Raw genomic sequence first — 13,255 nt, 5'->3', positions numbered from 1 at the left:
GCCACTCATACTGACCTCCTCGGTTGCCATAAATTATGGCTCGAAGATGTCTACGAAAGGCTGGCCGGTCCAGGAAGCATTCTCGTCTTGATCAGCTTCTGAACTCATAAGACTGCTACAACTCGTAGCGTAGGCATCTAGATGGTCAACATCGGGGTTTCGGAAACGATGGTCGCGATGTAATCCATCACCACGCGGACAGGTTTTGATCGACGTAAGTCGCGATGAACTACTAGCCAAATATCTCGCGCGAACGCACTTCCGTCGTGTTCCAGCCTAACCAGATCCCCTTCGGTATCGCCCATGAAGCACGGAAGTCCCGCGACACCGGCGCCACCGCGCGCGGCGGCGAGATGGCCGCTGATGTCGCTCAATGTGCATCCCATCGGGCGGCCGTTTGCAATCTTCAATAGCCATTGTTGCTGAGGCATGTCGGCCAACGATGCGTCGTAAGCAATAAACGTCCAATCGGCCGGCGGCACCGTACGCGCGTAATCCTTGTGCGCGTATAGCGCGAAGGGCATGCGGCCGATGCGCCGCGCCACATTGCTGGGCTCTTTGGGCCGCACCAACCGCAGTGCGATGTCCGCTTCGCCGCGACTAAGGGATATTTGCTGAGCCTGGGCCAGTAGAGAGAGTTGAATTCCGGGGTGCGTCTCACGCAAGCTGGCCAGACGTTTTGCCAGGAAGTGGGCGACCAGTACCGGTGGCGCACTCAAGGCGACCTTCCCGTCCAGTGGGGCATGTTGAGCGCGGGCAAGTCGGGCAATGTCAAAGGAAGCCGTCTCCATATGCTTGGCGAGTTCCAGAACCTTCTTTCCGTCGGGCGTCAATCGGCACGAGCGCGGCAGCCGTTCAATCAGAGACATTTGCAGTTCAGCCTCGAGAGCGTTCAATCGCCGACTCACCGTCGCGTGATCGACGTGCATCGCACGCGCTGCGCCAGAAAGCGTGCCTGCATGAGCGACGGCCAGGAAATGACGTAAATTCTCCCAATCAAACATCTGTGCATTTTCTCCAGGTTGAGTTGCAATTATAGGTAATTTACGCACAGACATCGACTGCCTAACATGGCATCAGTTTGTTACGTCAAGGATGTGCGTCATGCTCTCTTCCAGACCTTCGTCGCGTGGTACGTTGGCGGCTTCCGCCTTGGGATTGGTCGTTGTGCTGTTGGACGTTAGCGTTGTCAATGTCGCCCTGGAGGCCTTGCGACAGAAATTTTCGACTGATGTTGCGGGGTTGCAGTGGGTGGTCAACGCTTACACCTTGGCGTTTGCCGCGTTACTGTTGACTAGCGGAGCGATGGGCGACCGCTTTGGGGCGCGGCGCGCCTTTTCCTGGGGGTTGATCCTTTTTACATTGGCGTCGCTCATCTGTGGGCTCACGGATGAACTGAGCGGGTTGGTTGCCGCGCGGCTGCTTCAAGGTGTGGGTGCCGCGATGCTGGTGCCCAACTCGCTTTCCATACTACAAAGGGCGTTCCAACCGGGTGAGGAGCGTGGCCGCGCCGTGGGTTGGTGGGGGGCAGTGGGAGGCCTGTCACTGGCCGCCGGTCCGGTCTTGGGCGGCCTGCTGGTGACGCATTTGGGTTGGCGCTCGATTTTTCTAGTCAATCTACCCGTCGGGTTGATTGGCATTTACCTGACCTTGCGCTACGTAACGCCTGACGGGGAAGGTCACCGACGGCGTTTGGACTGGCCCGGACAGGCAACGGTGGTGTTTGCACTAGCGTCGATGACTGCCAGCCTTATCGAAGCCAGTAGCCTTGGATGGGGTGATACGCGGGTTCAATCGGGGTTGTTGCTGGCTATCGCCGCGCTGTTTGTCTTTGTCTGGATCGAGTGGCGCACCCAAGACCCGATGTTGCCAATGACGTTGTTTCGCGCGCCAACGTTCATGGCTTCAACGGCTTCGGGTCTGATTGTGAACTTCTCGTATTACGGCTTGGTGTTTGTGCTGAGCCTTTTCTTCCAGTCGCAGTGTCGGTTTTCTCCTCAGCAGACGGGACTCGCTTTCTTGCCGATGACCGTCATATTGGTCGCGGCAAACATTGTGGCAGGAAGGCTCATCACCCGCCTTGGGGCGCGTCGCATCATGGTGCTTGGTTTGGGGCTGGCCGCGTGTGGATATTTACTGATGCTGTTGGCAAGCTTCGACGGGCGCTACGGCATGCTGATCGTACCTATGTTAATCGCGGGTAGCGGCGTCGCGTTGACGATTCCCACCATGACCAATGTGACACTTTCATCGGTGGAGGCGTCGCGCGCAGGCATCGCATCCGGCGTTCTTAATTCCGCGCGCCAGATCGGCGGAATGTTAGGGGTCGCCGTGTTTGGCTATCTGGTTCGCGACACGGCTTCACACGCGTTCTTGCATGGCATGCACGCGGCAATGGCGATTGCGGGTTCTCTACTATTTCTGTGTAGCATGATGTGTTTGTATTGCATGCCAAAGCGAGAATATCGGGAATTCGTCGTTGGATCGACGAAGGTGAATTCTTCATCCGAACTGTGTGGACGTGGATGAGCCGGTTCGGAAGGTAAACGAAATGAGGCAGGCCCGGTTCTCGGTAGAATTCCACTGATCGTTTCAGGAGGAAAAATGTTCGTTGTTCTCTTGCATTACCTTCAGCCGCTGGCCGACATCGATGCGTTCCTTCAGGAGCATCGCGAGTATCTTGAGCGTCAATACGCTGCCGGTCACTTCGTGGCGTCGGGGCCTCAAGTCCCTCGGGTTGGCGGCGTTATCCTGGTGCGCAATCTAGGACGGGAAGCGTTGGATGTCGTGTTGGCGCAGGATCCGTTCTACCGAGAAGGCATCGCTCAGTATCAGATCATTGAGTTTGCTCCGAACAAGTTCGCGGCGGGTGCGCAATGGGTACTCTGTGGGGATCACTGACAGTCGTCGCAGACGTCGTTCCTGGCCAGTGCGATTCAGCGATTCCGTGAGCCGCCGCCGGGTTGGCGAATTCGCATTGTTCCGGGATGTCGCTCAATCTACTGGCGCAGGTCGACTCAGGCGAGATCGCCCTCGCCGCTGCCACGCACATCAATACCTCATATAGCCGTCATCGCTTCGCGCTCTTCAGCCGTGAGAATGGGGCCGTCCAAAGTAACTTGCGAGTGGTCGTCCTTGAACTTCGCGATGATCGGCTTCAGCTCGCTCTTGATGTGCTTTTCGCTGTAGCCGTTGAACAGGTGGCCGAGCAGGCCTCGACGCAAGTCGCTGCTCCCCATGTACCAGTCGGCAATCGGGAACGTCAGGTTCATGTTGTATTTCATCATGATGCCCATGTTGTGGTGGGCGGTGTGATGCCGGCGAATCGTATTGATGAAAGGCACGTTGCGCACGAACCAGTTCTCATGACAGTGACAGCAGTAATGGAACGTCTCGTAGATCACATACTGGCCGACCATCGTCAGAAAGACCATCCAGCCGGCATTCGGCCCCAGGATCAGTGAGGTCAGATAGCCGAGGGCACCGCCGCCAACGCCCAGCGTCATCAGCACGCGCCACGGAAAGAAGACGATGCGAAATTCGCGCGTCGTGTCGATCGTCGACAACTGGTCGCTGAAGTATTGGTGGTGCTGGCGAGTGTGGCGGTTGTAAATCTCGCGCAAGCCCCAGACATTCACGCGACGATGCATCACGAAGCGATGCATGAACCACTCCACGAAGTTGCCTGCCAGGAAGACCGGAATCATCAACAGCCATTCCCAGGTCGGATGCTGCAACCGGCTGACGGCATAGACGACTGCACCGATGGCCACGATATACATCACGACGATGTGCAACAGGCCGTTGTACATCGGGCTGATGTCGGATTTGTACTGCTCTCGGAATTTCAATTGACGCTCGGTAATCATGGGTTGTCTCCTGCGTTTAAATCAATCGGATGGCGCTCGTGGAAGGGGTATCGGCGGGCAGGATTGCCCGCCGATCAGCGCGTCAATGCGAAACGTCTTCAAGCGATCGGCCTTTGGTCTCCACGCCCAGCAGCAACACGGCGAGCGCTGCAATGACGAAGGAGAGGGCGCCCAGGGTGAAGACGCCCGCCTGTCCCCACGAGGGAAGCAGTACGCCAATGGCAAAGGGGCCCGCCAGGGAGCCGACGCGTCCGATGGACGACGCGAAGCCGGAGCCTGTCGCGCGCGTGCGGGTCGGATAAAGCTCGGGCGTGTAGGCGTACAGCACCGACCACATGCCGAACAGGAAAAATTGCATCATCAGTCCGGCGGCAATCAATTGTTCGATAGGGGCCTTGGTGCCAGCGGCCTGACCGTAAAGGTATGCGGCTGCCGCACTTCCCAGCAGCATCAGTGCGCACGTTGGCTTGCGGCCCCATTTCTCGAGCAACCACGCCGAGAACATGAACCCGGGAATCCCCGCCAGTGAGATGTAGACCGTGTAGAGAACCGATTTGGTCAGCTCATAGCCGGCCTGTTGGAGCAGCGCGCCCAGCCACGTCGTCAGTCCGTAGTAGCCGAGTAAGGCGAAGAACCACGTGGTCCAGAGCATGACCGTCCGTTTGGCATAGATGCCGGTCCAAAGCTCGGCGAAGAGCGCCTTCCTGCCGGTTTGGGCGCGAGGCGCGCTCGGCGTCGATGTGGGCGCGGGCAACTTGCGTCCGTAGGCTTTCTCCACCTTGGCCTCGATGCTATTCATCACGTCCGAGGCTTCGGTCATCCGTCCAGTGTCTTCGAGCCACCGAGGCGACTCGGGCACCACGCGCCGGATGACGAACACAAACACGGCCGGGACCGACAAGGCGATGAAAATGCCACGCCAGCCGATGACCGGAAGCATGAAGTAAGAGAGCGCGCCGGCAACGATGAACCCGATGGGCCAAAAACCTTCCAGGATTGCTACATACTTGCCACGGCTTTTGGCCGGCACGATCTCCGAGACCATCGACAGGCCGATGGGGAACTCCATGCCCATGCCAAAGCCAAGCACCACCCGGTACAACATCAGCGAATCGACGTTGTGCGCGAAGCCGCACATCAGACTACCGACGCCCCAGAAAATCATGCTGATCTGGAAGACCGGCTTTCGGCCGAATTTGTCCGCGAGCAGGCCCGCTATTGCAGCGCCGGCAAACATCCCAAGGAAGCTGGCGCTGGCCAGTAGTCCTGTTTGCGAGGCCGAGAGGCCGAATTCCGTCTTGATCGACCCCAGAACAAAGGTCATCAGACCCAGGTCCATGGAATCGAAGAACCAGGCGGTGGCAATGATCGAGAACAGCGTTCTCTGGTAGCGGGTCATCGGCAGCCGCTCTAGACGCGCGGCAACCCCAACACCCAGCCGCGAAGCGGCGACGGACATATCCATATTTGTGTCTCCTCCAATGTATGTTGCTGATAATCAGCTAACATGTTAGACATCGAGGCGCAAAGAGGCCGGTAGGCCCGGCCGAATTCTAGTGGTGTCTTTGCGTCGCTACAGCGCCGGGCAGAAAGGCTCAGTCTGCGGCGAGTCTCGCTGTCGTCTCGTCTTGAAGACGGTTATGCCACGCGTTATTGATAATGTCCGCATAGCTGTCTTCAATATTCCCAACCGGGAACGCTTTCGCCAACCGAGTCACGCCAAGCGAATCGGTGAGCAATTCCTGTAGCGATGTCCGCGTGACGCCAAACGCGTTGAGATCGGTGGGAATCCCAAGCTTGCCGACCAGTTCGCGTAATTGGTGCGGTAATGCGCGCACCGCCTGGACTTCGTCGGCCGTCTGAATGCCGAACATTCGGGCGACCTCCAGAAGTTCGGCATGTCGGGACTCGCGCAGGGCGTCGATGACATAGGGCAAGACAACGGCATTCGTCGCCCCGTGGGATTGGTGCGTCAGAGCGGCGACGCCGTAAGCAATGCCATGCACCGCATTCAGCCCTGCGCTGCCGTAGGACATCGCCGCATAGACGCTCGCATAGCACATGCCGACCCGTGCCTCGACATCGTGTCCGTCCTGATAGGAACGAAGCAGATACTGGGCGCAAAGCCGGATGGATTCGCGCGCAAACATCATGGTCAAGCCGCTGCGACCGCTATAGCCCGGGTCGACGTTGCCGCCTCGCTCGAACCGGCTTGAGTCAAGGGTGACAAACGACTCGAGCGCATGCGTCAGGGCGTCGATGCCGGATTCCGCCGTGACTTTGGGCGGGCAGGTGAAGGTGAGTTCGGGGTCGATGGCGGCGATGACCGGGCGAAGCCGATTGTCCATCACGGCGGTCTTGATACCGGTGGACGTGTCGAACAGAATGGTGCCGGGGGTCAGCTCAGAGCCCGTGCCCGCCGTCGTGGGCACCGAGACGTGGTCGATGACCGGTGCATCGCTCGTGATGCCGGCACTGAAGTCGCGAATGGGCCGCCCTGCAGTCAGGGTGACGCACAGCGCCTTGGCCAGATCGATGTTGCTGCCGCCGCCCAGGGAAACGATGTGGTCGGGCAGATGACCGTCAAGATGGACGCGCAGTTCGGCCGTCGCACGGTCGCACAGGTCGGTCGTGGGGTCGGGTTGGCCGCCCGCAAAGACATCGACGTGAATACCGAGGCGTTCGCAGGCGCTCACGTAGTCGTTCACCCAAGGGGTTCGATCCGAAAAGAAGCGATCGGTGACGAGCAATCCTCGCCGATAGCCGATGCGCTGCAAAAGATGGGGAAGCTTTTGACGGTAGCCACGCTCGATGATCAGTCGGGAGGGGGCACAAAAGTGGATGCAATCGTCAAGCCTCATGAATTTGTCTCCGGGGTGCTCGGGCATCGGGATGCCGTGCTGTATTGCGTGAGAAAGTGGCGCATGGCGACGCAGACCGCTTGCGTGTTCTGCGTCAGGATCGAGTGGCGCGCGCCCGGAATCACTTGCAGCGTTGCGCAGCGAATTCCCTCTCGCACGCGATGTGCGTGCTCGATGGGACAGTCTTCGTCGTCGCTGCCGTGGATAAGCAGCGTGGGCACGTCGACGTGCACCAGATGCCGGAGGTGGGACATCCGCTTCAGCGCATTCCATGTCCACGACACAGTGAGCGGATCCGCCGCGTGCGTCAGACCCAAGCGCATTTGCCTGTGCCGAATTTCGTTGAGTAGGGCGGTCTGTTCGGATGCCTTGAACCAGGCAACCTCGTCCAACTGCGCGGTGCCGGACAACAGCACAATGGCCGCCGGCGGATGATGACGTGCCGTGCCGTTCGCCAACTGCGCCATCAACTCGAGGATGACCGATACCCCCATGCTCCAGCCGGCCAGCGCATAAGGACGAGCGCCGACATCCTGTTCAATCGACAGGCTGGCAATCCGCGCGAAGTTGTCGGCGCTGCATGCCTTTGGCCCGCTTGGCGATTCGGCGTCGCCGCGACCGGGCATGTTGGGCAAGACGAAATGGAATGCGTCTCCCAATGCGGTCGCGACAGGAATCCAGGAGTCGCTCGTGCCTTGAATGCCATGCAGGGCGACGACCGGAAAGCCCTCGGGCATTCCTACATGGCGAATATCCATCGCGTGCCCCTCCTGTTAGTAATATATTAGTTGATTAATAATAGCATGTTAGTTTGTGAAAACAAGTCGTCGACACCGAGGGAAAACTCGGGGGGGTAGGCGAGGGGCGAGCAAAAATGGCGAGGTGATGTGGCACTGCGCACCGCAGACGTACAGCGCGCGGTGCGCCGTCGAAGCCTTGAGAGCAGGTGATATACAATTAATATTTGCTCTGAAGCATCGACCCAATGGCGACAAAAAAAGCGACGCAACGCACGGGGAAACCAGTGCCCCATGTACCGGATGACGCACGGGAGGCCGTCCCGCGAGGTCGCATGGTCGATATGGCTTACGAGTGGATTGAAGAGGCGATCGTGACGCTGCGGCTCGCGCCGGGGTCGACCTTGTCGGAACTGCAACTGAGCGAGATGACGGGCTTTGGCCGAACGCCGATCCGGGAGGCCGTGCAGCGACTGGCCCGCGAGCATTTGATCGTGGTGTTGCCGCAACGCGGGCTACTCATCCCGCCGATGGACGTAGCCAAGCAACTGCGCTTGCTGGAGACGCGACGTGAGGTGGAGCGCTTGATTGCGCGAAGCGCAGCGAAGAAGGCGACGGCCGAACAGCGCGAGCATTTCACGCGTCTGGCGAAGGCATTCAAGAGTTCGGCCCGCAGCGGCAAGGATGTGGAGTTCGTGCGCGCCGACCGCGAGTTCAACGAATTGTGCCTCGTGGCCGCGCGCAACGAGTTCGCCGAGGGCGCGATGCGTTTGTTGCACGGACTGGCGCGCCGCTTCTGGTACTACCACTACAAGGAAGCGGCCGATTTGCCCACGATGGCACGCCTGCATGCGGAAGTCGCGGAAGCGATTGCCGCGGGCGAAGTGAAGCGTGCAGGCGACGCCCTCGATGCGCTGTTGGACAATATCGAGGCATTCACGCGAGCCACGGTGCTGGGCGAGCGAGCCTAGTGGCGGAATTTCCCCTGGCTTGTCCGACGAAGGCGGCGACAGGCGCGCCGCCCCAAACTCAAATCGCCGACGGGTGGCGCGCCAGCGGCGTAACCGAGATGTCCATGTACGGAAACAGGGGCAACTGGCTCAGCAGCGTGTGCAGCTCGTCGTTGCTCTCGACATCGAAGATGCTGTAGTTGGCATATTCCCCGACCACGCGCCAGATGCTGGGCCACTTTCCCGAGCGTTGCAACGATTGCGAATACTCTTTTTCCGCCGCCTTGATACGCGCAGCCTCTTCCGCCGGCACCGTATCGGGAATCCGAACGATCATATGAACCAGATACAGCATTTCACTCTCCTTGAAGCGCGGGCGAAGTGCCCTTGACAGTCACAGGTGGGGCCACGCCACGACGACTGTGATATGAATCGCACGGAGATCGGTTGCGACCTCCGATGCGCCTCGCGTCAGGCAAGCGCCCTGGCGAGGAACTGGACCAGCGCGGCCTCGAACTGCGCTGGCGCCTCGATGTTCGACAGATGCGAGGCCGGCACCGACACCACCGTCGATCCGGCGATGGCGCGTTGCATCGCCTGCGCATCGGCCACCGTCGTCACCGGGTCGAACTCGCCGGCGATCAACAGTGTCGGTACCTTGATCGCCGAGATCTCGTCTCTGAGGTCAGAGGTCGCCAGGGCGTCGCAGCACGACGCGTAGCCTTCCGGCGCAAGCGCCGCAATCCCGGCCTGCGCGAGCGCCACGCGCGCCGGCTCGCGGGCGATGAAGCCCTCGGTAAACCAGCGCGACGGCGAGGATGCGGCCAACGCCGCCATCGCAGCTTTTCCATCTGTACGGACCTGCGTGGCGCGGGTCGTCCACCCCTCGGTCGTGCCGATCCTGGCGGCGCTGTTGCACACCGCAATCGCGTTGAAGCGCGTTGGCGCATGCAGACCCAGCCACAAGCCCGTATGCCCGCCCATCGATACGCCGCAGAAGCTCGCGCGAGGCACGTCCAGCGCGTCGAGCAGCGCGACGACGTCATCGCCCAACTGGTCGAACGTATAAGGCCCCTGCGTGACGATGCTGCCGCCGTGTCCTCTCGTGTCGTAGCGCACGACACGGAAGTCGCGCGCCAAACCCGGCACCTGCGCGTCCCACATCTCCAGCGTCGTGCCGAGCGAGTTGCTCAGCACCAGCACCGGCGCGGATACCGGGCCGGAAATCGCGACGCGAAAGCGGCCGTTTCTCGTTTCGATATACGTGTCGCCGGACGTTTCAATCGCCGTGTCGAGGATGGCGGACATACGGTGTCTCTCTCAGGTCGGCGGGAATGGCGGCACGTGCGTGCCGCCATTCGGTGCGCCATAGGGTTTGGATGGAAGGCGATGGGCATGCATCCGTGTCGTTCGGCGCAACACCCGGCGGGCCGCAGTGCGCAGGTCGCTCGCGGAACCCGGCCTATCGCGCGCCAGTGACGACGCGCTGCGCGTCGCGACGATAGTGGGCGAGCTTGTCCTCGTCGATCGTGACGCCCAGGCCCACGCCGGTGGGCAGGTGCAGCGCGAACTCGCGGTAGGTCGGCCGCTCGACGACGATATCGTCCTTGAGCAACAGCGGCCCGAACAGCTCGGTACCCCAGGCGAGTTGACGAAGCGTGCAGAAGCAGTGCGCCGCCGCGATCGAGCCGATCGTGCCTTCGAGCATGGTGCCGCCATAGAGCGCGACACCCGCGGCATCGCCAACGGCGGCGGCACGCAGCGTGCCGTAAAGACCGCCAGCCTTGGCGATCTTCAGAGCGAACACATCGGCACAACCGCCGCGCACGAGTTCAATGGCGTCCTCGGCACCGAGGATCGCTTCGTCGGCCATGATCGGCACGACAAAGCGAGCCGCCAGTCGCGCCAGGCCGGCGCGCTGGTCGCGTGGGATCGGTTGCTCGATCAGGTCGACGCCGGCGGCTTCGAGCGCGGCGATGCCCGTGGCCGCTTCCGCTTCGTTCCATGCCTGATTGACGTCCACCGTGACGCGCGCACGGTCGCCCAGGGCGCGCTTGATCGCGGCAACGTGGGCCACGTCATCGCTTACGGCCCGCCGTCCGATCTTGAGCTTGAAGGTGTTGTGGCGGCGCTCGGCCAGCAGGCGCTCAGCCTCGTCGATGTCGCGTGAGGTATCGCCACTGGCCAGCGTCCAAAGCGTCGGGAGCGTTTCGCGCACCGCGCCACCCAGGAGCGTGACGAGCGGCACGCCAAGACGCTTCGCCTGGGCATCGAGCAAGGCCGTTTCCAGCGCAGACTTGGCGAAGCGATTGCCGCGCGCGACCTTGTCCAGGCGCACCATGGCCGCGTGCACATTGGTGGCGTCGACCTCGCTCAATGCGGGCGCAAGATAGGTGTCGATCGCGAGCTTGATGCCCTCCGGGCTTTCCTCGCCGTAGGACAACCCACCGATCGTGGTGGCCTCGCCGATGCCTTCGATGCCGTCGCTGCAACGCAGCCTGACGATCACCAGTGTTTGCTTCTGCATCGTCGTCATCGCGAGCTGGTGCGCGCGAATGGTCGGCAGGTCGACCAGAATGGCCTCGATGGAGCTGACGGTTGGTTTCATACCCGGGAGATACAGTTGGACAGTGAATCGCAGTATGCAAGCCGCGTTATGTCGCTGTCCAAGACCGATGGCGTCTTGTTCAATACCTGCCGGGTATGGTGTCGATTAGGGTGAGCCGAGGTCCGAGGGCTGGAGGTGCTCCATGTTCCCCTCGACGTAGAGGTCGTAGATCAATTCGAGCATGGCGCGAATATCGGGCGACTCGTCGAGCAATCGCATGCTCAGGATAATCGGCGATACAAGATTGGGATCGTCGAGTTCCTTATAGGCGATGTCGTCGCGTTTGAGGCCATTGACGCTCTGCGGCACGATGGCGATGCCTTCGCCAGCCGCGACAAGCCCGAGCGCAATCTGCAACTCCCGTGTCTCGTAGATGCGCTCCGGCTTGAGCGCACGATCGTGGAAGGCTGCAAGCACCTGATCGGCATAGCTCGGGCGAGGGGCTTGGGGAAAAATGATCAGCGTTTCCGACACGAGGTCGTGCAGCGACAGAACTGGCTTGGTCTCGATCAACGGATGGCCGAGCGGCAGGGCGACGATCATGCGTTCCTCGCGCAGCACCACGCGACGAATGCTCGGGTCTTCGTGACGAATGCGGCCGAAGCCGACATCGATGCGGCCTTCCTTGAGCGCCTGGATCTGATCCATTGTCGACATCTCGTGCAGACTCAGCGCAACCGTGCTGTTCTCCCCGCGAAAACGCCGGATGATCTTCGGCAGCATGCCGTAGAGCGTCGAGCCGACAAAACCGACCGACAGGCTGCGATCGATCTTGCCCACGCGCCGCGTCATCGATTCGAGTTCGGAGGTTTGCGCGAGCAACTGCACCGCGTGCGAATAAAAAAAGCGCCCCGTGTCGGTCAGTTTGAGCGGGCGCGAGTCGCGCTCGAACAGTTGAACGCCGAGCAACTCCTCGAGTTGCTGAATCTGGCGACTGAGCGGCGGCTGTGCGATATGCAGCCGTGCGGCGGCGCGCGTGAAGTTGCGTTCTTCCGCAACCGCCACGAAGTAGCGCATATGGCGCAACTCAATATTCATTTCATACCTTTCAGATATCGCGCCGATACTAAATCAGTGTTGGACGGTGCTATACCCCGTCATTATCCTGACTTCATGCTCTGCATCAGTGCTCGATTATACCTATCGCGTATGGACGACGAATGCTTGGTGCACGGGTTAACCCCAGCAAAATTCGAATAGAGGTAGGAGAAGACATGAGCGTGAAAGTATTCGACACGAGCGAAGTGCAAGCGCTGTTGAGCGCCGCTGCCAATCTCGGAAATCCGACCGGCGATACGCGCACCAAGCAAATCGTGCATCGCTTGCTGAGCGACCTTTTCAAAGCGATCGACGACCTCGATATTACGCCGGATGAAATCTGGGCCGGCGTCAACTATTTCAACAAACTGGGCCAGGATGGCGAGGCGGCACTGTTGGCCGCCGGCCTCGGCCTCGAGAAGTATCTCGACGTGCGCATGGACGCCGAGGACCGGGCCGCCGAGATTGAAGGCGGCACGCCGCGCACCATCGAAGGCCCGCTCTACGTCGCTGGTGCGCCGCTGCGCGACGCGGTGTCGAAGATCGACCTCGATGCAGATGTCGACGCTGGCCCGCTGGTGATTCGCGGCAAGGTGACCGGCCCTGACGGTCAACCGGTGGCGGGCGCTGTCGTCGAGTGCTGGCATGCAAACTCGAACGGCTTCTATTCGCACTTCGATCCGACGGGCGCGCAATCGCCGTTCAATTTGCGCGGCGCCGTGCGCACCGATGCGCAAGGCAAGTACGAATTCCGCACGCTGATGCCGGTGGGCTACGGTTGTCCGCCGCAAGGCGCCACGCAGCAACTGCTCGACGCGCTGGCCCGACACGGCAACCGTCCGGCGCACGTGCACTTCTTCGTGACCAGCGAACAGCATCGCAAGCTCACGACGCAAATCAACATCGAGGGCGATCCGCTGATCTGGGACGACTTCGCCTATGCCACGCGCGAGGACCTGATCCCGCACGTGGTCGAGAAGACCGGCGGCGCTACGCTCGGCCTGAAAGCGGACGACTACAAGGAAATCGAATTCGATATCCAGTTGAGCCCGCTCACGCATGGCAAGGACAACCAGATCGTCCATCGCCTGCGCGCTTCGGCGGCAGCATAACCGCCCGCCACGGCGGCGGCGCCAGTGCGCAGCCGCCCATCTCATCGTTCCACCTTTGATACCGACGCGATCGCTCCCCG

General features: G+C 60.9%; 13 protein-coding genes and 1 pseudogene. 5 read left to right on the top strand and 9 right to left on the bottom strand.

Annotated features, from left to right (window positions below):
* Positions 1-137 precede the first annotated feature (137 nt).
* Complete coding sequence (locus BGP02_RS13545) at positions 138-1,004, bottom strand: LysR family transcriptional regulator (protein WP_286798705.1); 867 nt, start codon at positions 1,002-1,004, stop codon at positions 138-140.
* A gap of 100 nt (positions 1,005-1,104) precedes the next feature.
* On the opposite strand from BGP02_RS13545, the gene BGP02_RS13540 reads away from it, so the two are divergent.
* The 3 genes and pseudogenes from BGP02_RS13540 to BGP02_RS13530 form a co-directional block, all read left to right on the top strand.
* The gene (locus tag BGP02_RS13540; protein WP_039830329.1) at positions 1,105-2,529 is read left to right on the top strand and encodes an MFS transporter; all 1,425 of its coding nucleotides are present in this window, start codon (positions 1,105-1,107) and stop codon (positions 2,527-2,529) included.
* Between the two features lie 75 nt (positions 2,530-2,604).
* Positions 2,605-2,901 (top strand): YciI family protein, encoded by a 297-nt coding sequence (locus tag BGP02_RS13535; protein WP_017233935.1) that lies wholly within the window; start codon positions 2,605-2,607, stop codon positions 2,899-2,901.
* Between the two features lie 3 nt (positions 2,902-2,904).
* Positions 2,905-3,038: pseudogene (locus tag BGP02_RS13530) on the top strand (LysR family transcriptional regulator); the annotation flags it as partial.
* Between the two features lie 21 nt (positions 3,039-3,059).
* On the opposite strand, the gene BGP02_RS13525 reads toward BGP02_RS13530, so the two are convergent.
* From BGP02_RS13525 to BGP02_RS13510, 4 genes are all read right to left on the bottom strand, one after another.
* A complete protein-coding gene (locus BGP02_RS13525) occupies positions 3,060-3,869 on the bottom strand; it encodes a sterol desaturase family protein (protein ID WP_286798704.1) in 810 nt (269 codons plus the stop codon).
* 82 nt (positions 3,870-3,951) lie between these two features.
* Positions 3,952-5,334: an MFS transporter gene (locus tag BGP02_RS13520; protein WP_017233933.1), complete on the bottom strand. Its 1,383-nt coding sequence runs from the start codon at positions 5,332-5,334 to the stop codon at positions 3,952-3,954.
* Between the two features lie 130 nt (positions 5,335-5,464).
* Positions 5,465-6,730, bottom strand: coding sequence for an iron-containing alcohol dehydrogenase (locus tag BGP02_RS13515; protein ID WP_017233932.1), 1,266 nt, complete (start codon positions 6,728-6,730; stop codon positions 5,465-5,467).
* A complete protein-coding gene (locus BGP02_RS13510; protein ID WP_286798703.1) occupies positions 6,727-7,488 on the bottom strand; it encodes an alpha/beta fold hydrolase in 762 nt (253 codons plus the stop codon). The genes BGP02_RS13515 and BGP02_RS13510 overlap by 4 nt, the downstream gene beginning before the upstream one ends.
* A gap of 314 nt (positions 7,489-7,802) precedes the next feature.
* On the opposite strand from BGP02_RS13510, the gene BGP02_RS13505 reads away from it, so the two are divergent.
* The gene (locus BGP02_RS13505; protein ID WP_017233930.1) at positions 7,803-8,438 is read left to right on the top strand and encodes a GntR family transcriptional regulator; all 636 of its coding nucleotides are present in this window, start codon (positions 7,803-7,805) and stop codon (positions 8,436-8,438) included.
* A 58-nt stretch (positions 8,439-8,496) separates the two neighbouring features.
* On the opposite strand, the gene catC is transcribed toward BGP02_RS13505, so the two are convergent.
* From catC to BGP02_RS13485, 4 genes are all read right to left on the bottom strand, one after another.
* Positions 8,497-8,772 carry a muconolactone Delta-isomerase gene (catC, locus tag BGP02_RS13500; protein WP_017233929.1) on the bottom strand — a complete coding sequence of 92 codons (276 nt, stop codon included), beginning with the start codon at positions 8,770-8,772 and terminating at the stop codon, positions 8,497-8,499.
* Between the two features lie 116 nt (positions 8,773-8,888).
* Complete coding sequence (gene pcaD / locus BGP02_RS13495) at positions 8,889-9,725, bottom strand: 3-oxoadipate enol-lactonase (protein ID WP_286798702.1); 837 nt, start codon at positions 9,723-9,725, stop codon at positions 8,889-8,891.
* A 154-nt stretch (positions 9,726-9,879) separates the two neighbouring features.
* Entirely contained in the window at positions 9,880-11,025 is a 1,146-nt protein-coding gene (locus tag BGP02_RS13490; protein WP_017233927.1) for a muconate/chloromuconate family cycloisomerase, read from the bottom strand.
* Between the two features lie 105 nt (positions 11,026-11,130).
* A complete protein-coding gene (locus BGP02_RS13485) occupies positions 11,131-12,057 on the bottom strand; it encodes a LysR family transcriptional regulator (protein WP_286798707.1) in 927 nt (308 codons plus the stop codon).
* Between the two features lie 182 nt (positions 12,058-12,239).
* Between BGP02_RS13485 and catA the strand changes: the two genes are divergently transcribed.
* The gene (gene catA, locus BGP02_RS13480) at positions 12,240-13,175 is read left to right on the top strand and encodes a catechol 1,2-dioxygenase (protein ID WP_286798701.1); all 936 of its coding nucleotides are present in this window, start codon (positions 12,240-12,242) and stop codon (positions 13,173-13,175) included.
* The last annotated feature ends 80 nt before the right edge of the window (positions 13,176-13,255 follow it).

This window comes from Pandoraea sp. 64-18 (assembly GCF_001899225.1).
In the GTDB taxonomy this organism is placed as follows: Bacteria; Pseudomonadota; Gammaproteobacteria; order Burkholderiales; family Burkholderiaceae; genus Pandoraea; species Pandoraea cepalis.
Note: the sequence above shows the minus strand (reverse complement) of the source record. Positions and strands in the feature narration are given on the sequence as shown.